Origin of the sequence: Pseudomonas graminis (assembly GCF_013201545.1) — a bacterium.
Taxonomy (GTDB): Bacteria; Pseudomonadota; Gammaproteobacteria; order Pseudomonadales; family Pseudomonadaceae; genus Aquipseudomonas.
This window is the reverse complement of the sequence record NZ_CP053746.1, coordinates 4,227,902-4,249,964: the sequence shown is the minus strand read 5'-3', so window position 1 is coordinate 4,249,964 and position 22,063 is coordinate 4,227,902. Positions and strand designations below refer to the sequence as shown.

Genomic DNA, 22,063 nt, shown 5'->3' with positions numbered 1-22,063 from the left:
GGTTGGCGTTCTTCCTCATTCCGTTCGCTAGCCCGGAGTCGTTCCATGCGCGCCGTTTCAAACCGCTTCACCTCCACCTCCCTGGTCATCGCCTGTGCAACGCTGTCATCGGGCACAGCGTTCGCCGATGAGGTCCAAGTGGCCGTTGCCGCCAATTTCACCGCGCCGATTCAGGCCATTGCCGCGGATTTCGAAAAGGATACCGGCCACACACTCGTGGCCTCGTTTGGCGCCACCGGCCAGTTCTACACCCAGATCAAAAATGGCGCACCGTTCGAATTGTTCCTCGCCGCCGATGACACCACCCCGGCCAAACTGGAAAGCGAAAACGAGACCGTGAAAGGCTCGCGCTTCACCTACGCGGTGGGCACCCTGGCGCTGTGGTCGGCCAAAGATGGCTATGTCGACGACAAGGGCGAGGTGCTTAAGAACGGTAAGTTCGAGCACTTGTCCATTGCCAACCCGAAAGCTGCTCCGTATGGCCTCGCCGCCACCCAGACCCTGGACAAACTGGGCCTGACCGACGCGACCCACAGCAAGATCGTCGAAGGCCAGAGCATCGCCCAGGCCTACCAATTCGTGCAGACCGGCAACGCCGAACTGGGTTTCGTCGCCCTCTCCCAGGTGTTCAAGGATGGCAAGCTGACCGGTGGCTCGGCGTGGATCGTGCCAGCCAACCTGCATGAGCCCATCAAGCAGGACGCCGTGATCCTCAACAAGGGCAAAGACAACGCCGCGGCCAAGGCGCTGATGGACTACCTCAAAGGCCCGAAAGCCGCCGCGATCATCAAGTCCTTCGGGTATCAGCTGTAAATGCTGCTGGGCAGTGCCGACCTTGCGGCCATCTGGCTGACGCTGAAACTGGCGTCCCTGACCACTGTGATTCTGCTGATCGTCGGCACGCCCATCGCGCTGTGGCTGGCGCACACCCGCTCATGGCTCAAAGGCCCGATCGGCGCGATTGTGGCCTTGCCCCTGGTGCTGCCGCCCACGGTGATCGGCTTTTATCTGTTGCTGTTACTCGGGCCAAACGGCGCGATCGGGCAGCTGACCCAGAGCCTCGGGCTCGGCACGCTGACCTTCAGTTTCACAGGGCTGGTGATAGGTTCGGTCCTGTATTCCCTGCCGTTCGTGGTGCAGCCCTTGCAGAACGCCTTCGCCGCTATCGGCCCTCGGCCCCTTGAAGTGGCGGCAACGCTGCGCGCAGGCCCGTGGGACACGTTCTTCTCGGTGATTCTGCCGCTGGCGCGCCCCGGCTTCATCACCGGGGCGATCCTGGGTTTCGCCCACACCGTGGGTGAGTTCGGCGTGGTGCTGATGATCGGCGGCAACATCCCGGAGAGAACCCGCGTCGTGTCCACGCAGATCTACAACCATGTGGAATCCATGGAATACGCCCAGGCCCACTGGCTCGCCGGGGCGATGCTGGTGTTTTCCTTTGTGGTGCTGCTGGCGCTGTACTCCAGCGGCAAGGCCCGGTCAGCGTGGAGCGGCGCATGAGTTCGACGATCGATGTCCGACTGAAGGTGGATTACGCCGAGTTCGCCCTCGACGTTGACCTCAACCTGCCCGGTCGCGGGGTCACGGCGCTGTACGGCCATTCCGGTTCCGGCAAGACCACCTGCCTGCGTTGCATTGCAGGGCTGGAAAAGGCGGCCGACGGGTATATCCGTGTCAACGGCGAGGTCTGGCAGGACAGCGCCAACAACGTCTTTCTCCCCCCACACAAACGCTCTCTGGGATACGTGTTCCAGGAAGCCAGCCTGTTTCCGCACCTCGACGTCGAGGGCAATCTGCGCTTCGGCCTCAAGCGAATTCCTGAACGGGACAGGCGTATTACGTTGCAGCAGGCGACCTCGCTGTTGGGCATCGATCATCTGCTCCAACGCGCGCCCGACAAACTGTCCGGCGGCGAGCGTCAGCGGGTCGGCATCGCCCGGGCGCTGCTGACCAGCCCACGCCTGCTGCTGATGGACGAACCCCTGGCGGCGCTGGACGCGCAGCGCAAAAGCGAAATCCTGCCGTACCTCGAACGCCTCCACGACGAGCTGGATATTCCGCTGATTTACGTGAGTCACGCCCAGGATGAAGTGGCCAGGCTGGCCGACCATCTGGTATTGCTCAGCGACGGCAAAGCGCTGGCCAGCGGCCCCATCGGCGAAACACTGGCGCGGCTGGATCTGCCGCTGGCGATGGGCGACGACGCGGGCGTGGTGATCGAGGGAAGCGTGCAGGCTTACGACGCGGCCTATCAACTCATCACCGTCCGTTTGCCGCGCAGCGACCTGAGTATCCGCGTCGCCCACTCCGCGTTGCTGCCTGGCAAGCCGCTTCGGCTCAAGGTGCAGGCGCGGGATGTGAGCCTCAGCCTGCAGCCGGACGCGCAAAGCAGCATTCTCAATCGCCTGCCGGTGACGGTCATCGATGAGGTCGCCGCCGACAACACCGCCCATGTGCTGGTGCGCCTGGATGCCGACGGCTCGCCGCTGCTGGCGCGGATCACCCGGTATTCAAGGGATCAGCTGCAACTGGCGCCCGGGCAACGGCTCTGGGCGCAGATCAAGTCGGTGGCGCTGCTGGCATAGTCCCGGTCCACCACCCATCGCACCCATCGCACCCCTCATGCGCACATTTATTCGGCACGACTGCGCAGCGTCACGGTCAATGCAAAAAGACCCGCATTCAGGACTGCCTTTCATGCCGGACACAATTCACAGCGAAGACCTGCCCAAAGATCTGCATTACGTCGACGACAGCCAGCCCGGATTTACCCGCAAGATCCTGCGCGGCAAGTTCGCCTACTTCGACACCGACGGCCAGCGCATCCGCGACGAAGAGGAGATCAAGCGCATCAACGCGCTGGTCATCCCGCCGGCGTACACCGACGTGTGGATCTGTGCCGACCGCCAGGGCCATCTGCAAGCCACTGGCCGCGACGCGCGCGGGCGCAAGCAGTACCGCTACCACCCGCGCTGGCGCGAGATTCGCGACGAGAACAAATACTCGCGGATGATCGCCTTCGGCAAGGCCCTGCCCAAAGTGCGCAAACAGCTGGAAACCCAGCTGGCGAAACCCGGCATGGGCCGCGAGAAGGTCATGGCGGCGGTGCTGTCGTTGCTGGACCAAACGCTGATCCGGATCGGCAACAGCCAGTACGCCCGGGACAACCGCTCCTACGGTCTGACCACGCTGCGTAACAAGCACGTCGACGTAAAGGGCAGCAAGATCTTCTTCGAGTTTCGCGGCAAGAGCGGTGTCGAGCACCGGCTCAGCGTCACCGACCGGCGCCTGGCGAACATCATCAAGCGCTGCATGGAATTGCCCGGCCAGAATCTTTTTCAGTACTTGGACGACGACGGCCAACGGCATACCGTTTCCTCCCATGACATCAACCAGTACCTGCACACACTGACCGGCGCCGACTTCACCGCTAAGGATTACCGGACCTGGGCCGGCAGCGCGATGGCCCTGGCGACCCTGCGCAAGTTGCACTGGGAACCGGAAGCGGACGCGAAGAAACACGTCGTGTCCATGGTCAAGGAAGTCGCCCGATTGCTGGGCAACACTCCGGCCGTCTGCCGCAAGTGCTACATCCACCCGGCCGTGCTGGAAGCCTTTGCGATGGGCGAACTGGCCAAGCTGCCGCGCATCCGCCAGCGCAAGGGTCTGCGTCTGGAGGAAGTGGCGCTGGCCGGTTTCCTTCAGGGCCTGCAGGCCGCCGAGGTCATTCGTGAAGCATCCGAAGAACTGACAGGAGAAACAGCATGACCACCCACGACGCTCATATCCCCGGCGAAAAACTCAACGACCCGGACGCGCGCCCTGCCGACGTGGCCGACGACCGCGACCGCACCGACGACGTACGTGAAGACCAGCCGCTGACAGGCGGCGACCACGATGACGCCGGGCACACCCCCAAGGTGCCCCTCGCCGAGTAAACCCGTTCTTGCATTTCAGGATTCAAAGGCCTCACCCATGACCACACCGCCGCACCTGCCAGATGACGCCCGCCCTTCTTCCTTCACCGTAGATGCCGACCGCCCCGGATTCGTCCGGGTCCGCGGTGCCCGTGAGCACAACCTCAAGGACGTGGACGTCGACATCCCCCGCGATGCACTGGTGGTGTTCACCGGCGTCTCGGGATCGGGCAAATCCTCGCTGGCGTTCTCCACGCTGTACGCCGAAGCCCAACGCCGGTACTTCGAATCCGTCGCGCCCTACGCCCGACGCCTCATCGATCAGGTGGGCGTGCCCGACGTCGACTCGATCGAAGGTCTGCCGCCCGCCGTCGCGCTGCAGCAACAACGCGGCACGCCGAGCACGCGCTCCTCCGTCGGCAGCGTGACGACCCTGTCCAGCCTGATCCGCATGCTCTATTCCCGCGCGGGAACTTATCCGCCGGGCCAGCCAATGCTCTACGCCGAAGACTTCTCGCCCAACCTGCCCCAGGGCGCCTGCCCCGAGTGCCATGGCTTGGGCCGGGTCTATGAGATTCCCGAAGAACTGATGGTGCCGGACGATTCGCTGACCATTCGCCAGCGCGCTATCGCCGCATGGCCCTTGGCCTGGGGCGGTCAGAACCAGCGCGACATCCTCGTGACCCTGGGTTACGACGTGGATACCCCATGGCGCGATCTGCCGAAAAAGGACCGCGACTGGATTCTGTTCACCGACGAACAGCCCAACGTGCCGGTCTACGCCGGCCTGACGCCTGAAGAGACGCGTTTGGCGATCAAGCGCAAGCTCGAACCCAGCTATCAGGGCACCTTCACCGGCGCCCGTCGCTACGTGCAACACACGTTTGCAACCACTCAGAGCGCGTTGATGAAAAAGCGCGTCTCGCGGTTCATGCGCGGCAGCCCCTGCCCGCTGTGCGACGGCAAACGCCTGAAGCGCGAAGCCCTGTCGGTGACATTCGCTGGCCTCGATATCGGCGAGTTGTCGCAGATGCCGCTGTTGCGGCTGGCGGAAGTGCTGCGCCCGGTGGCTGCGGGGGTCTTCGCGGATGAAGATCGCGACACCGCCGTGCTGGATCGCGAACAGCGAGCGAAAGCGAAAAACAAGCGGGTCAGCAAAGGCGGCTCGGCCCACGATGCCGCGCCCGACGTGCGTGCAACGCCAGACCTGTCCGTCGAGAAGCGCCTCGCCGCTCAGCGCATCGCTCAGGATTTACTGGCGCGGGTCAGCACCCTCACCGAGCTGGGGCTCGGTTACCTGGCGCTGGATCGCAGCACGCCGTCGCTGTCGTCCGGTGAACTGCAGCGTCTTCGCCTGGCGACACAATTGGGCTCGCAGCTGTTTGGTGTGATCTACGTACTGGACGAGCCTTCTGCAGGCCTGCACCCGGCGGACAGCGAAGCGCTGTTCACGGCGTTGCAGCAACTCAAGGCGTCCGGAAACTCGCTGTTCGTTGTCGAGCACGATCTGGAAACCATGCGCCGCGCCGACTGGCTGATCGACGTCGGCCCTGCCGCCGGCGAGCATGGCGGACATGTGCTGTACAGCGGCCCTCCCGCAGGTCTGGCCGAAATCGAAGCCTCGCAAACGGGTCGTCATCTGTTCGCCGAGCATTCCGCACTGAGTTCGACAAGAAGGCAGCCGACCGACTGGCTGCGCCTGGAAGGCATCACCCGCAACAACCTCAATGAACTGAGCGCTGAATTCCCGCTGGGCTGCTTCACCTCGGTGACCGGCATCTCCGGCTCGGGCAAGTCCAGCCTGGTCAGCCAGGCATTGCTGGAGCTGGTGGGCGCAGAGTTGGGGCGCCCAGTCGCGGAAGTCGAAGCGGAAGAATCCAGCCTGGAAGACGACGCGCCGCAACCCACCGGCGGCCACATCGCGGGTGGCATGAGCGCGGTCAAGCGACTGGTGCAGGTTGACCAGAAACCCATCGGCCGCACCCCACGCTCCAACCTGGCGACCTACACCGGGCTCTTCGACAACGTGCGTAAACTGTTCGCCGCGACGCCCGACGCGCAGAAGGCCGGCTACGACGCCGGTCAGTTCTCTTTCAACGTCGCCAAAGGCCGCTGCCCGGTGTGCGAAGGCGAAGGATTCGTCAGTGTGGAATTGCTGTTCATGCCCAGCGTCTACGCACCCTGCCCGACTTGCCATGGCGCGCGCTATAACCCCGACACCTTGGCTATCAAGTGGAATGGCTTAAGCATCGCCGACGTGCTGCAGCTGACGGTTGAACAAGCGGTAGACGTGTTCGCCGAACAACCCGGCGTGCTGCGCTCGTTGACGGTGCTGCGTGATATTGGTCTGGGGTATCTGCGTCTTGGGCAACCTGCGACAGAACTGTCCGGCGGCGAGGCCCAGCGCATCAAACTGGCGACGGAGCTGCAGCGCAGTCAGCGCGGCGCCACTTTATACGTGCTCGACGAACCGACCACGGGCCTGCATCCCACCGATGTGGATCGCCTGCTGACGCAGTTGAATGCGTTGGTGGATGCGGGGCACAGCGTGGTGGTGGTTGAGCATGAAATGCGTGTGGTTGCGCAGAGTGACTGGGTGATCGACATCGGCCCGGGGGCTGGTGACAAGGGGGGCAATGTTGTGGCTGCTGGCACGCCTGAGGTGGTCGCGGATGTGGCGGAGAGCCGGACGGCGCCGTTTTTGCGGAAGGTGTTAAGGGGGTAATAACTAAAAAGGCACTTGAGGTTGCCCTCAAGTGCCTTTTATCTGATTGGTGCCCCGAGCCGGAGTCGAACCGATCGGCCAAGACCCAGGATTTTAAAGGCTATAGCTGATGTTTAGGTTTTCGCTGTACTGATGGATGTACTGTTTCGCTTTCGCTGGACTGTTTGCCCGCTCGCCGACGTTCCGCGATGATCACTGCCTCGTTCTTTCCCCCTTCACCAATCTTCAGCCAATTCCGGTAGGCGAAGTCCCCCCAAAAGATGAGAAGGCGCCGCATCGACGGGCTCGAGGATCCACGTCACTCCTACTCGTCGATGAAGCCGAGCCGCTGCAATCCTTAGGCATGGTCGGCCGACTCGCTGCCCGATGGTCGAACGCGTACTCTCGTCGCGCCTCATGCTCGAGCAGTTGTTCCTGATTTTCGGTTCATGCCCTTTGACGTCCATGCTCAATTCTTCGCATGGTCTCGGATGCTGTGCGTGACCACGCCCCAGATATCGAAGTCGTCTGCTTCCATGATGAAGCGGTCGGGATATTTTCGGTTTGTCGAGCGCAGCACCGTGTGACAGCTCACATAGGCAAGGTACTTGACCAGCGGCTGCTGATTAACCACGCCGATGATGACCTGCCCTGCCTTGGCGTCGATACCCTTGTCCACGATCAGCAGATCACCACAGAAGATGCCCGCCCCCTCCATGCTGTCGCCTTCAATCGTCACCAGGTAAGTGCCCGGCGCGCGGATTTTCAGGAAATCGTCCAGGGAGGTGTCCAAGTGATCAGGCGCCAGGTCGTTATTCAAAGCGGCACCACCACGACTGGAAGTAAAACGCCTCCTCGACCTGCTCGATGCCGGAAATAATGAGACCTTGGGTACCCATGCTCGTCACGCTGGCATCCAGAAGCCTTGGCAAAGCATCCCGCGCGTGCCCTACGCTGTTCAAGATGAAAGCTTCCCGGGTGATGCGGCCGAGGGCGGAGCACTGAGACTCAACGATCTGCACGTCGCCTTTGAACGGCGGGATCCTGCTGAGCTGGTCTTTCGGTACGGCGACGCCCATCTGGCGGCGCGGAGTGATGAGGACGTACATGGGGAGGCTTCGCTTGTTGATACTGTATATGCGTACAGTTAACTAAGCGGTTTGGCTGCGGTCAACACTGTATAAGCCCATTTACGACAGGTGGCCTCATGTGCGGGCGGTCCTCGATCTACGAGCCAATGGACCACTCCCTCAAGACGCTTGCGCCAGAGCAGCTGTCATCAACGAATACGACCTTTAGCCGATAGAGCGCTACAACTTCGCGCCGACGATTCGCGTCTAGATCATCAGCGAGCCGAAAGGGGTTTGAGCGCGGACTATCACGCGGCCGGTGGTGCTTAGTTCTGACCGCGCCCGGTATGGGGTGATCCAATGCCGCATCGACGCGTGCTGCCAGGTTCTTGCCGGAGTGCTAAATACCAATAGACAGCCAACGCGCCCGAGGCTGTCAAAGATGTGAGAGAAAAAGAGTCAAGGGCTGCACCAATTAAAAAACTAAAGTAAATCAGCGTGTTGTCGATGTATCTGGGTTAGCCCCCCGATGCTCGGGAGGCGATTCTCCAGCGAGGGCCTTCCGTGGGAAACCTAATTCCAATTATCACAATCGCGATCATCTGGTTGATCGTGCTCTGCTTGGTACCTAGAAATAGGCGAGCGCCCGTCAACGTTATTGGCGCAATATTGCTCGCTGGGACCGCATTGGCAATATCCCTGAGCCAGATGGGAATGCTTTAACGGCACACGTCTCTGATGTAGGCCTGAGCAGCTCTCAGAGCTGCCTGATCAGCAATGATTCCGGCGCGGATATCGAAAACAGATCGTCGAGCAGCATCAGAGAGTTCGACGGTACCTGCATCACCCACGCCGGTGGCGCTGGCGGCATCGGGCACGCTGCCGCCACCGGCACCACAACTTCCCGCGATGCGCAGCCGGCGAGCACCATCAGCAACAGCGCGGCGCAGAGTTTCGTTTTCAGCATTGGCTTTCACCTTCTGTTCGGTTGCGGTCTGGTCTAAGGCGGCAAGGTGCTGCTCGGCGTCGTGCTGTTTGGCGAGCGCGTTGCGAGCTTGTTCTGCTCCAGCGTTGGCGATAGAGGCAAGATCAGCCTGACGGCTGGCTTCGTTGGTGGCCATGACCTTTCCGTATGCATTGGCCTGCCACACCCAGGCGACGGTAGCGCCGGCCGCCAACAGGGCCAGCGCAATCACTGCGGCGCCGGTAAGTTTCAGCTGGTCTTCAGTCACGGCACGTCCTTGAAGAAAATGTGTAGGCCGAGCCGCGACGTCTGCTTCGCGCCCGCCACCCACCTCGGGGGCTTGGTCATCGACGTCGAGTAGTAGTGGGTTGCGCCATCTGTAGGGTCCGGCGTTATGCCCTCGATGACCTGCTGCGCAGCCAGCTGACATCTGGCAAACTCGGCGGCCGGAATTTTCTTGGCGCCGGTGAGATACGGGTTATTGGGATCGTTCTTGTTCCAGCAGCTGAACTGAGATGGCTTTCCGCAAACTCCCGCGTAACCCTCGCCCCACCACGACGTGTCCTTCCCGTCGTACACGCGGTTCCGGATTGTCCAGGCGACGGCCACCATCCCAGCCAGCCCTTCGCCGCGCGCCTCACCCCACAGCGTGCGCGCCAGCACATCACGATCTTTTTCAGTCACGGTCATCACTTTTCTCCAGGCAAAAAAATACCCGCACAGGGCGGGCATAGTTAATTAAATGGTGCTAAGTCCGGATTACCGACCTCTGCATGCGATGTCGCAGCTTTTCAAGCGGACTCTCAATCAGATAAAACATTAACGCACCAACAGCTATAGACACCAGTATGGAAACAACCATCCACGGAATGCTGTCGGCGCGCCCTACAACAATCACGTAGAAAACAAATATATGAATCAAGTATATAGAATAGCTCCATGCACCAAGCCTTTTGAGAAACGCACTTCGCAAAAGTGAACCAATAAAACCTTTACCATCAGCAAGGGCTATCACAAATACCGCCCACAACAACGAGTAAATGACAAACTTATTCATCAGCCAGTTATCTATAGGCATGCCGAAGATGACGTTTCTTGGAACCGGAAAACTCAAAGCAATAAGCAGAATTACCGCACCACCTAAAATTGTGGATAACCTACCAGTAATTTTATCTCTAAATTCAGAGTGACCAATGGCGCAGAACGAGCCTATGGTGAAGCTTGAGATATACCACCGCGTATCCAAACTATTCTCAGGGGTCAGCCAAAAAGGCCAGATGGCTTGTTCGACTGCGATAAGCGCTACTGTCACAACTATGCATATCGCCCACCCGAATCTCTGATAGAGAAATATTAGCAGTGATGCGATAAAAGGAAGAGCGAGGTAGAATTTGAACTCGGCGGGTATAGTCCATAAATGCCCAGCCATAGACTGAAAGCTTATCACCCGAAAAACGTCATACATTGAAATAATGCCGAGCATTCCGGCGGAGTAATATATGAGAACCGATATGAAGAACAACGGTAGAATCCTGAGCACCCTCCCAAGCGCATATTCAAATAATGACCTAACGCTGAAGCCCGACCTAGCAAATTTAGCAGTGAGCAAAAATGCACTCAGAACGAAGAATAGCCAGACACCTATCTTCCCTGTCCCTGACAAATATACACCAAGTGAACTGCGAAATATCTGTACGCTATGGATAACTATTACAATGAGACATGCGAGGCCTCTTATGCCATCGGCTCCTTCGAATCGTTTCTGCATTGCCACCCCTCTGGTCTGGAGCGCACAAACTACCATTATGCAGAACGAAACTCTCGCATTATCGTAATTTGGCTAAAGTGTCGAGATCAAGCGTTGATAGAGGCCAGGGCTACTGGCGCGGCGGCGATCTCAGGGATTGCTGGCGTGGTGGGCCAGGTCGGCGACGACGGCCAGGCAGCCTGTGTAGCGACCTTCCCGAGCGCGTACTTGTAAGCCTTCCACACCTTCAGGTTATTTATCAGCGCAGCCTGCTCAGCCACGTCCTCTTCAGTAGCTTCCCCGGCCTCTTTCCCGTAACCGATTGTGTCTACTCGGTCCTGAATTCGCAGAATTTGCGCAGCGGCCGCAGAGTTCCTTGCCGCTAGGTCCGACTCACTGCCGGCAAGAAATTGCGCAGCTGAGGCGGCGTTTTTCATCTCTTTGGTGATGAGCTTGGACCAATCGATGTTGCTCATTCGGCATGTACCTCATCTTCGGGCAGGGTGGGCAGTGGCTGAGGGAGTCGGACAGGGCCGTCCGGGACATTGACAAGGTCAACGGGGAACGCCTGCTCTTGGCTGTAGTTCCAAGGATTTGGAAATAAAAGGGTGAGAATTAGCTCGCCTCCTTCCTTTTCCACGTCACGAACAAACCACTGGGAGCTGATAGCGGATCTGGGCAAGGTGTCGCCATCCCCCATAGGGGTAAAATCAAAGTCTTCTCCGTTGATGTTCAGTACTGATCCGGTTTTGATGATGACGAGAGTGTCCTCCCTTAGTTGCGGAGAAAGCTTAATTCTCATTAGAACCACCTTCCAATAGCCATGAAGAATCCGGCGGAGATTGTTTGTGCTTGGGCGCCGTTTCGCCACACAAGACCCGCCGAAGACTCGGACCGTGCGTTGGCGTAAATGAAGCCATATGTATCTACGTTGGCGACCGGCGTCCCCACAGCGGTCAGGCAGTATTGGTCGCTAAAAAAAGGGACAGGAAAGGTAACGTTCTTCACCGTGGATTGGTTCGCAGCTGCATAAAAGTTAGGGACAGGACCGATGCAGATCATCGTGCCGTCAGGGAATTTCAGTGCTCGTCCGTTTCGATTACTGACAAGCTGAAACAGCGCTTCGTTACCGCCCAGCGTCATGGTTCCCAATATTGCAGCTACAGCTGCGGCTCCTAATCCAAGCCCGGTCCTCGCGGCTAAAGGCGTGTTCCCGCCCGTCCCGCCCTTGGCAACCGGCACGATATTCTCAACCGCTACGCTGCCAAGCCCGAGGTTGTCGCGGGCATTAGCTGCATCCGATCCGCCCGTCCCGCCCTTGGCAACCGGCACGATGTTCTCAACCGCTACGCTGCCAAGCCCGAGGTTAACGCGGGCGTTAGGCGCATCCGATCCGCCTGTGCCGCCTTTTGCGACTGGAAGGGTATCGTAATTCCCGGTGCTGCCCAGGGCAGCCAACTTGAAACCAAACTCGTTCACCAACGCCCGCAATGCGTCCGCCGAGTCTTTGACGTAGCCCTGCATCGGAGCCAGCGCGTACTTGCCTGCACCTGTCGTGGGGCCCAGGTAATTCGGCGAGATCGCCAGGGCTGTATCGCTGGCGATGTTGGTCACTTCATACCAGTGCCCATCCGGGCCGAGGAATGCATCCCCTACCCGACTGTTGGCAATGAATGCGGTTCCAGAGCCCGTAACGGCGTTCGAATTTTGAACGACCGAAACCGTCCCGTCCTTGTACCAGGGCATATGACAATCCTTCAGAAATGGGTGACTGGCGGGCTACGTCGCCATCTTTGCGAATACAGCTGGGAGGTGAAAATCGAGGGGATTAACGAACGCTTCTGTGATCGCCCACATGTTGCCGCCAGCGAAGTCCCACAGTGAAAACAGGGTTCTCCCGACAATGCTTCCGGCGAGCAGGCCCATACCGAATGAGTTGATCATCAGGTATTCATTTTCTGGAAACTCGAAATCCACTCTGTAGTAGTTGGAGTAAGAAGTCGTCGCCGACTGCTCTGTTTTTATGTACGTCCAATTGGTAAAAGAGCGTGTGAAAAGCGCTGTAGGCGTTCCGGTGTCGTACAGCAGCTCGCCCTGTCCGTCCCACAGCCTCATGCCATAAGTCGCTACGGGTTGTGCCGCAAATGCCGCCACGAAGTACCGACCGTTTGGAGGCGCAGTTTTTTTGCTGTACGTTCGAACGTAGAAACCAGTCCAGTTGCCAGGCGAGCCCGTCAGAAACATTTGCCCCGCCGCCCCCATGACGCCCGATGTGTCCGGGCGGATGAAGACCAGGGGCGGTTCTTGGGACGTCACTGCTCGTGGAAAAACGGTCACTGAGCCGCGTCCGGACTCTTGTGTCGGTGAGTAGCGTCCGTTTGAAATGATGCACAGCCTGGAGAACTCTGAATCGAGGACAACCGTGTTCTGGTTGTTGCTAAAGCTCAGTCCGAAACTCATCGAAACCTCATTACCAATAGGCGCATGGAACCTGAAGCGGTGTAGGTGCCAGAACCCCAGTTCCGCATCCAGTTCGCGACCTCCACAACACCCGCCCCCATGGCAACCTCGAACTGACGGTCATACTCACCGTAATTCCCGATGGGGATGACGACGGCGCTGGCATTGTCTGGGCCGCAGCCTGGAACCGAGAAGGTCTGCACCTGCCGCGTCCCGGTGAACGTAACCACCTGTGAAAGCACCACCCGCAAGGTGAAGGAGTTTTCGTCCAGTTGCAGGGTCCCGTCGGGTCCCCAGATCCGCATTCCATACGGCATTGGCTACCCCAGATATCCGAGACGCACGCGCAGCACGTTATTGACGTCGTAGACCGACACGTTTTGCGCATTGATCACCAGGCGCCCTTGTCCCGGCACGATGCCGTTGATTTCCAGCGTGCCGTCTTTGTTGAGAATCCAGCCCTGATGTCCCGCGATGTAGTTGGTCGAGCTGATGAAACTGCCAATCTTGGCGTTGGTGATGGTGCCGTCTTGAATGAACGTCGGGCCGAGAAACAGTTGTCCGCCCTGAGCAACGAACGGCGTTGAAATTGCGCCGCCCGCCAGACTGTTGACCAGGGCGAAACGATCAGCTGACATCAGGATCTGGCTTTGCAGACCCGCCTCGGTGTTCTCGATCCCAATGCCGATACCGGCCATCACGTACTGACCGTTGGCGTTGACCTGCAACTTCACGGAATATGAAGCCGAGACCTTCCCGTCGAGCGTTGCGACGGCCTCACTCGTTTGTTCGATCACAGAAGAGTTGTTACCCACCGACGCGGTGAGCTGCTGTATCGCTGTCGCCGTCGCTGACTGGTTGTCAGTGACCACCTGAAGCAAGTCGGTGACCTGAGCCGTGTTTTCGCCGACGGTCGCGGTCAATTGGGTGACGGATTTCGCCATGGCGGCATTGGCGCTGGCCGCCACTTTGGATTCGGTGACGATGCTCGCCGTGCTGATCCAGCCGCCCAAGGCGTCGGTGAGGTCCCCTTCAGCGTTGTCATCGCGAGATGCCGCGCGCAAGGCCTGCAAGCTGCTCGCCTGCGCCGTGACGACACCGTCAAGTTCCGTGATTTCGGCGGTGTTGCTCGCGACCTGCTGAGCCAGGCCGTTTGCGGTTTCGATACTCCCGCCCACGTCGATCCAGTGCGTCGGATCGGGCGGCGGAGTTTCCAAGGGGATAGCGTCGCTGGCCTGGTAGATGCGGCCTCCATCCACGACCATTTCGCCCTTCTCGTAAGTCCGATCGGGGTCGTACGCTTGGAGGCCGTCCAGCGCATCAAGCTGGCCCTGCAAATCGTCAATCTTGTCGATCTGGTCCTGCAGATCCTGACCCAGCTGGGACTCGCCGATCTGCCCTGCGATCATGTCGAGAATCGGCCCGGCCTCGGAACTGCTCTGCCCCATCACGCCAAGCCCGGCCGGGTACCAAGGACCGATGTTGCCCGTGCGGTCGACGAGCCTCGCCCAGAAGAAGAACGTCACACCACCCAACAGCCCCTGCATGCTGTACGCCGACTGCGGATAGGCCAGATCGGTGAGTTTGGTGGCTCCATCAAGGTCTGTCGTGGGGCCGTACCAGATCTCCGTGCGTTGGGTGTCTTCTGCACCGGGCGGAAACGCCCAGTTGAGCTGAATCCCGAAGATCAGCGGCCCGGCCGTCAGCGAGGTCACGGCCGGCGGCAGGCCTTCCTTGCCGTTGAGTTGAGTCAGGACCGAAGTCCGCCAGATCGAAGAGATGTCGTAGGCGCTGATCGCCCGAACGCGGGCAAGGTAGGCGCCCGCATAGATGCCGACGATATCGACGCTGGTCGAGCCCGAGCGCTGCACCTTGATCCAGTTGCCGCTGTCCTTGCGCCATTCGACGTCGTAGCCGACCGCGCCAGTGACCGCAGGCCACGTCACCGTCATGGTGGTAACGGCAAGGCCCTGGGCGATCGCGGTGTTCGACGCCAGCGTGACGCTCGCCGGCGGCGGAACGACGGTGATCGGGATGACGCTGATGGGCCGCTCTTCCAGCCTGGCACCGGTGTCGATGAACTCGAACTTACTGGGCTCGAACTGCAGCGCCGCGATCTCGAAGTCGCCCTCCGTGGTGCGCTTTCTGCTCAGCACGCGGTACAGCGGGATGGCGAGATCATCGGCGTCCAGCGCCCATTGCAGCTGTGGGGTCGGGGTCTCGCTGTAGGCCGTCGTCACGGTGATGGTGCGGCCGGCCACAGAGTTCACCGTGCGCCCCTCCGCCTTCCCGCTCGGCAGATTGATGATCAGCCGGTCGCCGGGTTTGGCTTGTGTATCACGGTCCAGTGTCACAATGCGGCCAGCGCCAGCCGAGATGCGCCCGCCGACTTCGCGCCCGGCCAGCAACGAGTCTGCAATCGGGATGATGTAGCCAGGGAGCGGAATCTCGCCTTCCATGCCCGTCTTGAACGTGACAGTCCGGTCCTGATTGTTGCTCATCACCACCCATTTGCCGCGGCGCTGAGCCTCGGACGCCCGGGTGCAGCCGATCGCGCTGATCTCGACAGGCTTGTCGCCGAAACGCCGTTGCAGCGCCGGGTCGGAATACGCGGTGACGTCGGTGTCGTAGTTATTGGCCGGGTTGTCGAAGCTGACGATCGCCCGGGTGTAGCGTGTCTGTGAGGAGGCGCTGCCGTACGAGAACTTGCCTTCGATCACGTTAGCGCGCGTGAACACGTAATCGAAGTCCTGCGCGCGCGGCATGTCGGCCTGCATCACGATCTGGCCCTCAGCCCAGTACGTCATGCCCCGGTAAATCGCCGAGATATCTCGGAGCAGCGTCCACGCCTCGGCTTTGCCCTGCAGATTCATGTCGCAGAGAAAGCGCGGTTCCTGCCCGCCGGCGCCGTCCGGCACCAGTTGATCGCAATACTGCGCGATGCGGAAAAGCTCCCACTTATCGACCATCCACGGTTTGATCCGACGGCCAAGCCCGAAACGGTCTTGAACGCAGATCCCGTAGGTGATCCACGCGGGGTTGTTGGTCCACGCCGACTTGAACGAGCCGTCCCAGACGCCGGAGTACGTCCGCGCTACGGGATCGTAGTTGCTCGGCGCCTGCCACTTGCGGGCGTTGCAGTCGACGGTCACCGCCGGAATGTTGGTGAACTGCTCGGCGTCGAACTCGAGATAGAGCAGCGCGGTGTTCGGGTATCGCAGCTTCGCGTCGATCACCTCCGTATAGCCGGCGATCAACATGGTGTCCGCGATCTTGTTCGTGTTCTGGTTCGGCGTCAGGCGACGGACGCGGATCTGCCAACCAGACGTTGCCGCCGGCAGGTCGATCCGTCGAGAGCGCTCGTACCGGGTGGTGGTCTTGCCGTCGACCGCCTCCTCCAGCACCTGGTGATAGGCGCCGCCGTCCGTGGAGACATCGACCGCGTATTCGATCCGGTACCCGCCGACATTGCCGCTGTCATCCTGCCGCTGGAGCGCCGGCCACGCGAAACGCAGGCGAACCGCCGAGAGCTGGGTGTTATTGAGCGAGCGCACCCACGCGGTATCGCTGCGCAGCTCGACGTTAATGGTGGTTTCGTTTTCGACTGATGGGATGCCAGGGATGTAGCTCTGATCGACCGCACCGCTGCGCCACTCCCATTTCACGTTGGGGAAGTTGACGTTGCCGCTGGCGTCGTTGATTGGCGTGTTATCCAGATAGATGTCGGCAGCAGTCGGCACACCGTCGAATTCGCCCTCGCCCACGGCGATCAGGAGCTTCGCCAGGTTGGTGGAGCGCAGGCTGTCGGCTGCTTCGATGGGCGCTTTCGGGCTGCTGCTGCCGCCCTTGGCGCCGGTGATGTCAATTCGTGCGGCTGCGCCCATGCTTTCTCCAGGCGTAAAAAACCCGCCGGAGCGGGTTTCAATTTATGGGTAGTCGGTCCCCCCGTGGGGGGCTTTGCATCGATAGATGCGATTCAGAGCCAGTTTCCACCCCTTTACCGCACCGTATTTTTCAATCGCCAATATTGCGTAGTTAGAGCAGGAAGGCTCATATCGGCAGGCGGATCTGAGGCGGTGTGGAGCAAAGCGCTGGTAGACGTGAATTACCGCTACAGACAACCGCGCCATCAACCAGGTCGCCGGAAAGAAATTACATAATATTGAGAAAGCTCAGCTTTTTGTCCGAAGAGTCCCGCAAAACATCCTGGCTGTACTGCCACTCCGATCGTGTCAATTCGATAAAACTCCCACCCATCCCCTGCATGCTGATTCACAACATTCTGTAAATAAGCAGCAGCCTCATTCCCTTTTTGATTCTTCGCCTGGACTTCTACGTTTGGCGGAACCTGCACCATTTTATATACGAACACTTCGGCATCCTTACGAGTGATTTGGAGGCGCAATCCTATCAGCGTGTAAATCTGCTGCCACTCAAACTTTGTCTTCGGCGTAAATGCTCGCGCTGATGATCGCGCCGCCCCAGCGACGGCGGCCGATGCAGATTGGAACGGGGTTGCCGCTGGCGGTGGTGTTTTTGGCGGAGCCGAAGGCGTAGGACGGCAGGTTTTCGGGGGCACCGCTTTGCTTGAGCCCAGACGATTGAGGGCTGAGCATCTGCATCACACCTCCCACCATCAGAGACACACCCAGCGATTGTCCCCAGCCTTGCATGCCTGGCACGTAGAACGACGCAACGAATATCACTGCCCCGATGATTGTTTGCAGAATCCCTGCACGCTTGCTCCCGGACACCACGGGGACAATGCGAAGCTCGCGGGTGCCGCCGAGTTCGAAGCTGTCAGCGGACACGTTCTTGCGGTTACGGAAAATGGTGAAGCGCATTCCTAGCCGGTCGAGCCTTTTGATTTCGTGCTCGAATCCCGCAAGCGTGGCCTTCAAAGCTCTGAAAGCCTCCCACACCTGACCGGAGTCGATCTGTCTGCGATGCACACGGCCAAATTTCTTGGCAAGCGATCCTGAGAGGAGAACCGTCGTCATGGGGTTACACATTTCGGCAAGCGCGGCCATTCTGGCCTCCCAATAAAAAAGCCACCCGAAGGTGGCCAGTCAACTTTGCTCAAAACGAGCTTGGTGAAAGTGAGAATCCTGAGTTCGTATCGCCGGATATTCTGAAGCGCTTGATCTCACCTGATTTGGCTGAGGCAGCTACTTCTCTGACGGTGATACCGCCAATCCCGCACAAGCCATTACCTTTCGGGTCGCCACCTGAGCCAATCAGATTTTCGCCTGCGGGGACCAGGAATTGTGCTCTTTCACCCGGTCCTATCCGTGCTGACAGCTTTCCGTTCACAAACACGCCCAAATAACACCCCGACCCGAGCATCCCTCCGTCGCGTGTGACGAGCAGCACACCCGAAGGCCCGTCGACTGGAGACTGGTACGCAAGAAGCCGTGAGCTTTCAACCGGGGTTGCCTGCTCGTAAGTGGTCTGGTTTGTGGTGCAGCCAGTTAAAAGCGCAACTGTAAGCGTCCCTATCAAAATTCGCATTATGATCCCTCATCGTGATTTGGCCGCACTGTACCAGTGCTATGACACTCATGAAAACTTTGATAACGAGCAGGAAAGCAGGACGCGCGCGAGGGAAAGAAAAATTCGACGTAGCTGACTTTGAGAATTCGTCATCAAAACATGGGTGAGATAGAATTTGCGGACACTGCGACTAGCTCCTCGCAAAAATTCGGCCCCAAGGCCGTGTCATCATCAAGCTCTCCGACGAATCACTACTCATGCCTATCGACACAAACAGTCTCACGGCGCTCCTCGCCTGGCTTTGGGAAAACGGCGCCGCAGGAATTTGGGGCGGTGTGTGCCTTTTGGTCATAACCAGAGGATCTAAGAAGCTGCGTGATTTAATTGCGAAGCTTCCGACTGCTATCCGAACCCGCTCCCGTAAACAAAATAGCCCGGTGGCATATCTTCGGAAACTCAAGCTGAATGATCTACGTCAAATTCGCAGGTTCCGTTTTAACGACATGTGGATCGCCAGGGAGATCAGCAGGGGCAACACTGCGCTAGTTTTATTTGGCGTCAGCGCTGGCTTTTGGTTGATGGCGTTGGGCCTCAAGGAAGTGATGGTGATCTCGGGTGAACGACTAGCGTCGGATTCGACCACAGTCTTCATCTCTGCTTTTCCAGCATATATCTTCGAGATGATTTGGCTTTATAGATCGACCCGTGCAAACAGGATTGTCGATTACCGGCAAAAAGTTAAAATCTGGCGCTTCCAGCGATAAATTATACCCACATCAAATAGCCCAGCGCGGGGCTGGGCTAGACTGATAGAGCGTTTGCTAGTGTCAGGGTTTAGAGCGGAGCTCGCTGAATGCCCGCGCTGCACAGTAGGGGATTACAGCACACGCAAGCCCCATGGCGGCGGCCGCTGCCTCTTGAGGTGCTCCGTTGGCAGCTGAGATGCCTGTGAAACCGATAATTGCGCCGACGAACGACATAATTACGGTAACGATCCACATTAGTTTTGCCAATTTCTTTCCTTAGAATTTTAAGACTTGGCCCGAGGATATCTCTGGCCTTAGTGTCGGTTTAAGCGCTCGCAATCTAATGATGAACATAAGTCAAGTCAAATAGCCAGCACTCCCCGAAGCCGCTATCACTATCGGCTAAATTCCATCCTGTCTGCCCGTCCAGCGCTGGACAAACGCTCAGTAGCTGAATCGGATCTGCCCGTAGTAGCTTTGTCCACTCACATTCTGGGGAGAGACAGATGGATCCGTTAAGCGCTGCCGGCACCCTAGCAACTTTGGTTGGCCTCATGGGCCAGTACAAATCCAGTCGCGATGCAGCGTCGGGCAAGGACTTTGATGCATTCCTGACTTGGCTCATACAGTCGGGTCAAGATGACTTGAAACTCGCAATAGAAGCCAATCACAGCACGTCTGTCAGTATCAAAGCTCTTTTGAATGTGCAACGTGCCGACTTCATCGAAAGACTCGCACGCATCGAAACCGCTTTAGCTGGCTATACGAGCGCGGTCGAAGGGTTCGAGGCGCTGGCCGCCAGCACTAATCCCGACTCTGCACTTTCCGAGCAAGCCCTAGATCTTCTCCGGTTTTATGAATCGAGCGGCTCGGGGAAACTCCTTGAAACCCACAGCCTACAAGGCACAACATTTCATTCTCTTGACGGACACGGTGGCTGGCTGGCCGACGAAGGGCAGTTCATTGAGGATGACCTGAACCAATTGCTCGCTCTCGGACTCATCAAGCTGACGCACAACGGGAGAGGCGAACGGATCTTCCATTACACCAGACGGGCTGCCGCTTTAATTGCCGGAACCACGCCCGCCGTGTAAGCCTTCAAAGCCGGAAATTGCATTTTTATGCCTTAGGACCAAGCGCGTTCTGTCATGCCATGGCCCGCCAAACACAACAATCTCTGACGGCCTGCCGTACACGTGGTGAAGCAGAAACGGGCCACCGCCGTGAACAGCAGCCGGTTCGCCAGGCAACCTCGCATCTGACCCAAGATAGATCCCCGCATGGTTCGGATGCTTCGTCCGCCCTACTTCCATCACGATCATGTCGCCCCGCTGCGGAGTGCCCACACGCTCAAACCCCGCTGCCTCGTAAGCCTGCTCATAAAGACTCGGACCATCCGCCTGTTCCCACCAACCGTCCTCCCGCTTGAAGGCCTCAAACTCCAGCCCCCACTCGCGCTTGTACCAGTCCGCGCAAACCTGCCAGCAATCCCAAGCCCCGTGCACGAACGGACGGCCCACCAGCGGCGTATTCCCGGTGGGCGCGATCGTGCGCCAATCCCCCTCTGGCCAACTGAGAATGTGCCAGGGCAATTCCGTGGCTTCGCACATCGCCAGGTCACGCGGCGACGGTCGGCTCGTCGCATCGGGGTGCGAGTGAACGATGCCGATCACCTCGCCCATGTCCTCGGCCGCCGCGTAATCCTCCGGCGCGATGCGAAACTTTTCATTCGGGTCAGTCGCGGTGTTCTCGCATGGGATATAACGATGCCCCCGGCCGACGGCGACGATCAAGCCACAGCATTCCCGCGGGTATTCAGCGGCCGCATGCGCCTGCACCGCCTTGAGAATGTGTTTGCGCATGTCAGCTCCGGGCGATGAGGGATACGGCCGGGAAGCCGCCAAAGGGAAGTTCGTTGTTCGCGCCCCAGCGCGGCTCGCAGCCGGTGGTGAGCAGACCGTTGCACTCGTCGTGCTCAGGGTCGTCCGTGGGGTTGCCGTTCATGTCGAAGTACGGGCCGGTGTAGCCGCAGTCAGGTCCGCGATATCCGCCGGTCAGGCACCAGTGGCACAGCGTGGTCATCTGCCGTCCGATCGACTCGCCACCCACATCACCCGGGCTGGCCAACTCCCACGAAACTGTCTCGCCGTCCTCGTTGACCTTCTGGTCGATGTACCAGACCTCGATCGATTCCTGGGTGGAATCGGCCTCGGTGTTGCCGGCCGGGAAGTTCGCCGGATCGATGTAGCGCGCCAGCGTGTGCCGCATTGTCAGCTTGAACTGCAGCAGATCATCGAATGCGAGGCACAGCGCAGTGATCCGTCCGTTGACGTTGCCGACGGAGAGCGTCGGGCGCACGGCGGTGCCGTCACCGTTGGCTTCGATGCCGTCGATCTGCATTGGCCAGGCGCCGTACTCTTCGCCCTGCCACCAGATCGACTTCGCGGGAAGCTGATCGGCATCGACGCCGGCCGCCTGTAACTCTTCGGGGCTGTGCGGAATGGAATGGCCGTGGAAGCGCAGTACGTCCGCGCCGTAGTCGGAGCCATCCAGCTCAAACAACAGCACCTCGCTGCCTGGCTCTAGGACCTGCAGGTCGCTGATCAAGGGCATATCGGTTTCTCAAGGGTGGAAGGCTTGTTCGAATGTGGCGGTGACTTTGAACTGGCCGCCCCCGATGGGCGTCGGCGCGGCCTTTTCGCAGGTGTAGAGGCCCAGCTCGCCGAGAGGGTTAGTCCACAAAAATGCCTTGGCGCCGCCGTGACGGTCTAGAAACGCCATGATCTTCACCGCTGTCGCTCTGGTGCCGGTGTAAGTGATGGGGAACGACTGTTCCTTGTTGTTCGGGCCATCGCCTGCAATCTGCTTGTAGCCATTGCCGAACCGGGATTTGCGGGTGCGCCAGCTTATGTCCGGCGTATCGCCAAACTGGGTCGGCCAGGTGAACGTCTCAATGGCCATG

25 protein-coding genes are annotated in these 22,063 nt (G+C 59.3%); 8 read left to right on the top strand and 17 right to left on the bottom strand.

All coding sequences use genetic code 11. From position 1 onward, the window contains the following. Positions 1-45 precede the first annotated feature (45 nt). The 6 genes from modA (at position 46) to FX982_RS19145 (ending at position 6,642) form a co-directional block, all read left to right on the top strand. Complete coding sequence (gene modA, locus FX982_RS19170; protein ID WP_172612075.1) at positions 46-813, top strand: molybdate ABC transporter substrate-binding protein; 768 nt, start codon at positions 46-48, stop codon at positions 811-813. Next, positions 814-1,500 (top strand): molybdate ABC transporter permease subunit, encoded by a 687-nt coding sequence (gene modB / locus FX982_RS19165; RefSeq protein WP_172612074.1) that lies wholly within the window; start codon positions 814-816, stop codon positions 1,498-1,500. Then, complete coding sequence (modC, locus tag FX982_RS19160) at positions 1,497-2,585, top strand: molybdenum ABC transporter ATP-binding protein (RefSeq protein ID WP_172612073.1); 1,089 nt, start codon at positions 1,497-1,499, stop codon at positions 2,583-2,585. The genes modB and modC overlap by 4 nt, the downstream gene beginning before the upstream one ends. 112 nt (positions 2,586-2,697) lie before the next feature. Beyond that, positions 2,698-3,768, top strand: a complete 1,071-nt coding sequence (locus FX982_RS19155) for a DNA topoisomerase IB (RefSeq protein WP_172612072.1) — start codon at positions 2,698-2,700, stop codon at positions 3,766-3,768. Further along, the gene (locus tag FX982_RS19150; protein ID WP_172612071.1) at positions 3,765-3,938 is read left to right on the top strand and encodes a hypothetical protein; all 174 of its coding nucleotides are present in this window, start codon (positions 3,765-3,767) and stop codon (positions 3,936-3,938) included. The genes FX982_RS19155 and FX982_RS19150 overlap by 4 nt, the downstream gene beginning before the upstream one ends. 37 nt (positions 3,939-3,975) lie before the next feature. Beyond that, the gene (locus FX982_RS19145) at positions 3,976-6,642 is read left to right on the top strand and encodes an excinuclease ABC subunit UvrA (protein ID WP_172612070.1); all 2,667 of its coding nucleotides are present in this window, start codon (positions 3,976-3,978) and stop codon (positions 6,640-6,642) included. A gap of 448 nt (positions 6,643-7,090) precedes the next feature. On the opposite strand, the gene FX982_RS19140 is transcribed toward FX982_RS19145, so the two are convergent. From FX982_RS19140 to FX982_RS19075, 14 genes are all read right to left on the bottom strand, one after another. Then, complete coding sequence (locus FX982_RS19140; protein WP_254074822.1) at positions 7,091-7,441, bottom strand: LexA family protein; 351 nt, start codon at positions 7,439-7,441, stop codon at positions 7,091-7,093. Beyond that, entirely contained in the window at positions 7,434-7,730 is a 297-nt protein-coding gene (locus FX982_RS19135; RefSeq protein ID WP_172612069.1) for a hypothetical protein, read from the bottom strand. The genes FX982_RS19140 and FX982_RS19135 overlap by 8 nt, the downstream gene beginning before the upstream one ends. 680 nt (positions 7,731-8,410) lie before the next feature. Then, positions 8,411-8,923, bottom strand: coding sequence for a lysis system i-spanin subunit Rz (locus FX982_RS19130; protein ID WP_172612068.1), 513 nt, complete (start codon positions 8,921-8,923; stop codon positions 8,411-8,413). After that, the gene (locus tag FX982_RS19125; protein WP_172612067.1) at positions 8,920-9,345 is read right to left on the bottom strand and encodes a cell wall hydrolase; all 426 of its coding nucleotides are present in this window, start codon (positions 9,343-9,345) and stop codon (positions 8,920-8,922) included. The genes FX982_RS19130 and FX982_RS19125 overlap by 4 nt, the downstream gene beginning before the upstream one ends. Before the next feature lie 58 nt (positions 9,346-9,403). Further along, the gene (locus FX982_RS19120) at positions 9,404-10,423 is read right to left on the bottom strand and encodes an acyltransferase family protein (RefSeq protein WP_172612066.1); all 1,020 of its coding nucleotides are present in this window, start codon (positions 10,421-10,423) and stop codon (positions 9,404-9,406) included. Positions 10,424-10,509: 86 nt separating this feature from the next. Continuing rightward, positions 10,510-10,878, bottom strand: coding sequence for a phage tail protein (locus FX982_RS19115; RefSeq protein ID WP_172612065.1), 369 nt, complete (start codon positions 10,876-10,878; stop codon positions 10,510-10,512). Then, positions 10,875-11,204: a hypothetical protein gene (locus tag FX982_RS19110; protein WP_172612064.1), complete on the bottom strand. Its 330-nt coding sequence runs from the start codon at positions 11,202-11,204 to the stop codon at positions 10,875-10,877. The genes FX982_RS19115 and FX982_RS19110 overlap by 4 nt, the downstream gene beginning before the upstream one ends. Then, on the bottom strand, positions 11,204-12,148 hold the full coding sequence (locus tag FX982_RS24570) for a gp53-like domain-containing protein (protein WP_254074821.1): 945 nt from the start codon (positions 12,146-12,148) through the stop codon (positions 11,204-11,206). The genes FX982_RS19110 and FX982_RS24570 overlap by 1 nt, the downstream gene beginning before the upstream one ends. Positions 12,149-12,181: 33 nt before the next feature. Continuing rightward, positions 12,182-12,862: a hypothetical protein gene (locus tag FX982_RS19100; RefSeq protein ID WP_172612063.1), complete on the bottom strand. Its 681-nt coding sequence runs from the start codon at positions 12,860-12,862 to the stop codon at positions 12,182-12,184. Beyond that, entirely contained in the window at positions 12,859-13,179 is a 321-nt protein-coding gene (locus FX982_RS19095; RefSeq protein ID WP_438826287.1) for a hypothetical protein, read from the bottom strand. The genes FX982_RS19100 and FX982_RS19095 overlap by 4 nt, the downstream gene beginning before the upstream one ends. 3 nt (positions 13,180-13,182) lie before the next feature. Then, positions 13,183-16,746: a host specificity protein J gene (locus FX982_RS19090; RefSeq protein ID WP_172612062.1), complete on the bottom strand. Its 3,564-nt coding sequence runs from the start codon at positions 16,744-16,746 to the stop codon at positions 13,183-13,185. A 42-nt stretch (positions 16,747-16,788) separates the two neighbouring features. Next, positions 16,789-16,992, bottom strand: coding sequence for a membrane protein insertion efficiency factor YidD (gene yidD / locus FX982_RS19085; RefSeq protein ID WP_172612061.1), 204 nt, complete (start codon positions 16,990-16,992; stop codon positions 16,789-16,791). Next, entirely contained in the window at positions 16,992-17,234 is a 243-nt protein-coding gene (locus FX982_RS19080; RefSeq protein WP_172612060.1) for a DUF4177 domain-containing protein, read from the bottom strand. Before FX982_RS19080 ends, yidD begins: the two co-directional genes overlap by 1 nt. Before the next feature lie 61 nt (positions 17,235-17,295). Next, positions 17,296-17,892: a tail assembly protein gene (locus FX982_RS19075; RefSeq protein ID WP_172612059.1), complete on the bottom strand. Its 597-nt coding sequence runs from the start codon at positions 17,890-17,892 to the stop codon at positions 17,296-17,298. A gap of 720 nt (positions 17,893-18,612) precedes the next feature. On the opposite strand from FX982_RS19075, the gene FX982_RS19070 reads away from it, so the two are divergent. Continuing rightward, positions 18,613-19,119, top strand: coding sequence for a hypothetical protein (locus tag FX982_RS19070; RefSeq protein ID WP_172612058.1), 507 nt, complete (start codon positions 18,613-18,615; stop codon positions 19,117-19,119). 488 nt (positions 19,120-19,607) lie between these two features. Further along, positions 19,608-20,195, top strand: coding sequence for a hypothetical protein (locus FX982_RS19065; protein ID WP_172612057.1), 588 nt, complete (start codon positions 19,608-19,610; stop codon positions 20,193-20,195). Here FX982_RS19065 and FX982_RS19060 read toward each other — a convergent pair. Genes FX982_RS19060 through FX982_RS19050 form a run of 3 tightly spaced genes read right to left on the bottom strand, consistent with a single transcriptional unit; the run spans position 20,166 to position 22,062 of the window. Next, complete coding sequence (locus FX982_RS19060; protein WP_172612056.1) at positions 20,166-20,963, bottom strand: C40 family peptidase; 798 nt, start codon at positions 20,961-20,963, stop codon at positions 20,166-20,168. The genes FX982_RS19065 and FX982_RS19060 overlap by 30 nt on opposite strands. 1 nt (position 20,964) lies before the next feature. Further along, positions 20,965-21,714 (bottom strand): phage minor tail protein L, encoded by a 750-nt coding sequence (locus tag FX982_RS19055; protein ID WP_172612055.1) that lies wholly within the window; start codon positions 21,712-21,714, stop codon positions 20,965-20,967. Between the two features lie 9 nt (positions 21,715-21,723). Further along, positions 21,724-22,062, bottom strand: coding sequence for a phage tail protein (locus tag FX982_RS19050; protein WP_172612054.1), 339 nt, complete (start codon positions 22,060-22,062; stop codon positions 21,724-21,726). Position 22,063 lies beyond the last annotated feature (1 nt).

Excerpts from the sequence above, each read along its gene's own strand:
- modA (WP_172612075.1), top strand. The coding sequence starts at position 46 with ATGCGCGCCGTTTCAAACCGCTTCACCTCCACCTCCCTGGTCATCGCC.
- modB (WP_172612074.1), top strand. The coding sequence starts at position 814 with ATGCTGCTGGGCAGTGCCGACCTTGCGGCCATCTGGCTGACGCTGAAA.
- modC (WP_172612073.1), top strand. The coding sequence starts at position 1,497 with ATGAGTTCGACGATCGATGTCCGACTGAAGGTGGATTACGCCGAGTTC.
- FX982_RS19155 (WP_172612072.1), top strand. The coding sequence starts at position 2,698 with ATGCCGGACACAATTCACAGCGAAGACCTGCCCAAAGATCTGCATTAC.
- FX982_RS19150 (WP_172612071.1), top strand. The coding sequence starts at position 3,765 with ATGACCACCCACGACGCTCATATCCCCGGCGAAAAACTCAACGACCCG.
- FX982_RS19145 (WP_172612070.1), top strand. The coding sequence starts at position 3,976 with ATGACCACACCGCCGCACCTGCCAGATGACGCCCGCCCTTCTTCCTTC.
- FX982_RS19135 (WP_172612069.1), bottom strand. The coding sequence starts at position 7,730 with ATGTACGTCCTCATCACTCCGCGCCGCCAGATGGGCGTCGCCGTACCG.
- FX982_RS19125 (WP_172612067.1), bottom strand. The coding sequence starts at position 9,345 with ATGACCGTGACTGAAAAAGATCGTGATGTGCTGGCGCGCACGCTGTGG.
- FX982_RS19120 (WP_172612066.1), bottom strand. The coding sequence starts at position 10,423 with ATGCAGAAACGATTCGAAGGAGCCGATGGCATAAGAGGCCTCGCATGT.
- FX982_RS19115 (WP_172612065.1), bottom strand. The coding sequence starts at position 10,878 with ATGAGCAACATCGATTGGTCCAAGCTCATCACCAAAGAGATGAAAAAC.
- FX982_RS19110 (WP_172612064.1), bottom strand. The coding sequence starts at position 11,204 with ATGAGAATTAAGCTTTCTCCGCAACTAAGGGAGGACACTCTCGTCATC.
- FX982_RS24570 (WP_254074821.1), bottom strand. The coding sequence starts at position 12,148 with ATGCCCTGGTACAAGGACGGGACGGTTTCGGTCGTTCAAAATTCGAAC.
- FX982_RS19100 (WP_172612063.1), bottom strand. The coding sequence starts at position 12,862 with ATGAGTTTCGGACTGAGCTTTAGCAACAACCAGAACACGGTTGTCCTC.
- FX982_RS19095 (WP_438826287.1), bottom strand. The coding sequence starts at position 13,179 with ATGCCGTATGGAATGCGGATCTGGGGACCCGACGGGACCCTGCAACTG.
- FX982_RS19090 (WP_172612062.1), bottom strand. The coding sequence starts at position 16,746 with ATGGGCGCAGCCGCACGAATTGACATCACCGGCGCCAAGGGCGGCAGC.
- yidD (WP_172612061.1), bottom strand. The coding sequence starts at position 16,992 with ATGGCGCGGTTGTCTGTAGCGGTAATTCACGTCTACCAGCGCTTTGCT.
- FX982_RS19075 (WP_172612059.1), bottom strand. The coding sequence starts at position 17,892 with ATGGCCGCGCTTGCCGAAATGTGTAACCCCATGACGACGGTTCTCCTC.
- FX982_RS19070 (WP_172612058.1), top strand. The coding sequence starts at position 18,613 with ATGCCTATCGACACAAACAGTCTCACGGCGCTCCTCGCCTGGCTTTGG.
- FX982_RS19065 (WP_172612057.1), top strand. The coding sequence starts at position 19,608 with ATGGATCCGTTAAGCGCTGCCGGCACCCTAGCAACTTTGGTTGGCCTC.
- FX982_RS19060 (WP_172612056.1), bottom strand. The coding sequence starts at position 20,963 with ATGCGCAAACACATTCTCAAGGCGGTGCAGGCGCATGCGGCCGCTGAA.
- FX982_RS19055 (WP_172612055.1), bottom strand. The coding sequence starts at position 21,714 with ATGCCCTTGATCAGCGACCTGCAGGTCCTAGAGCCAGGCAGCGAGGTG.
- FX982_RS19050 (WP_172612054.1), bottom strand. The coding sequence starts at position 22,062 with ATGGCCATTGAGACGTTCACCTGGCCGACCCAGTTTGGCGATACGCCG.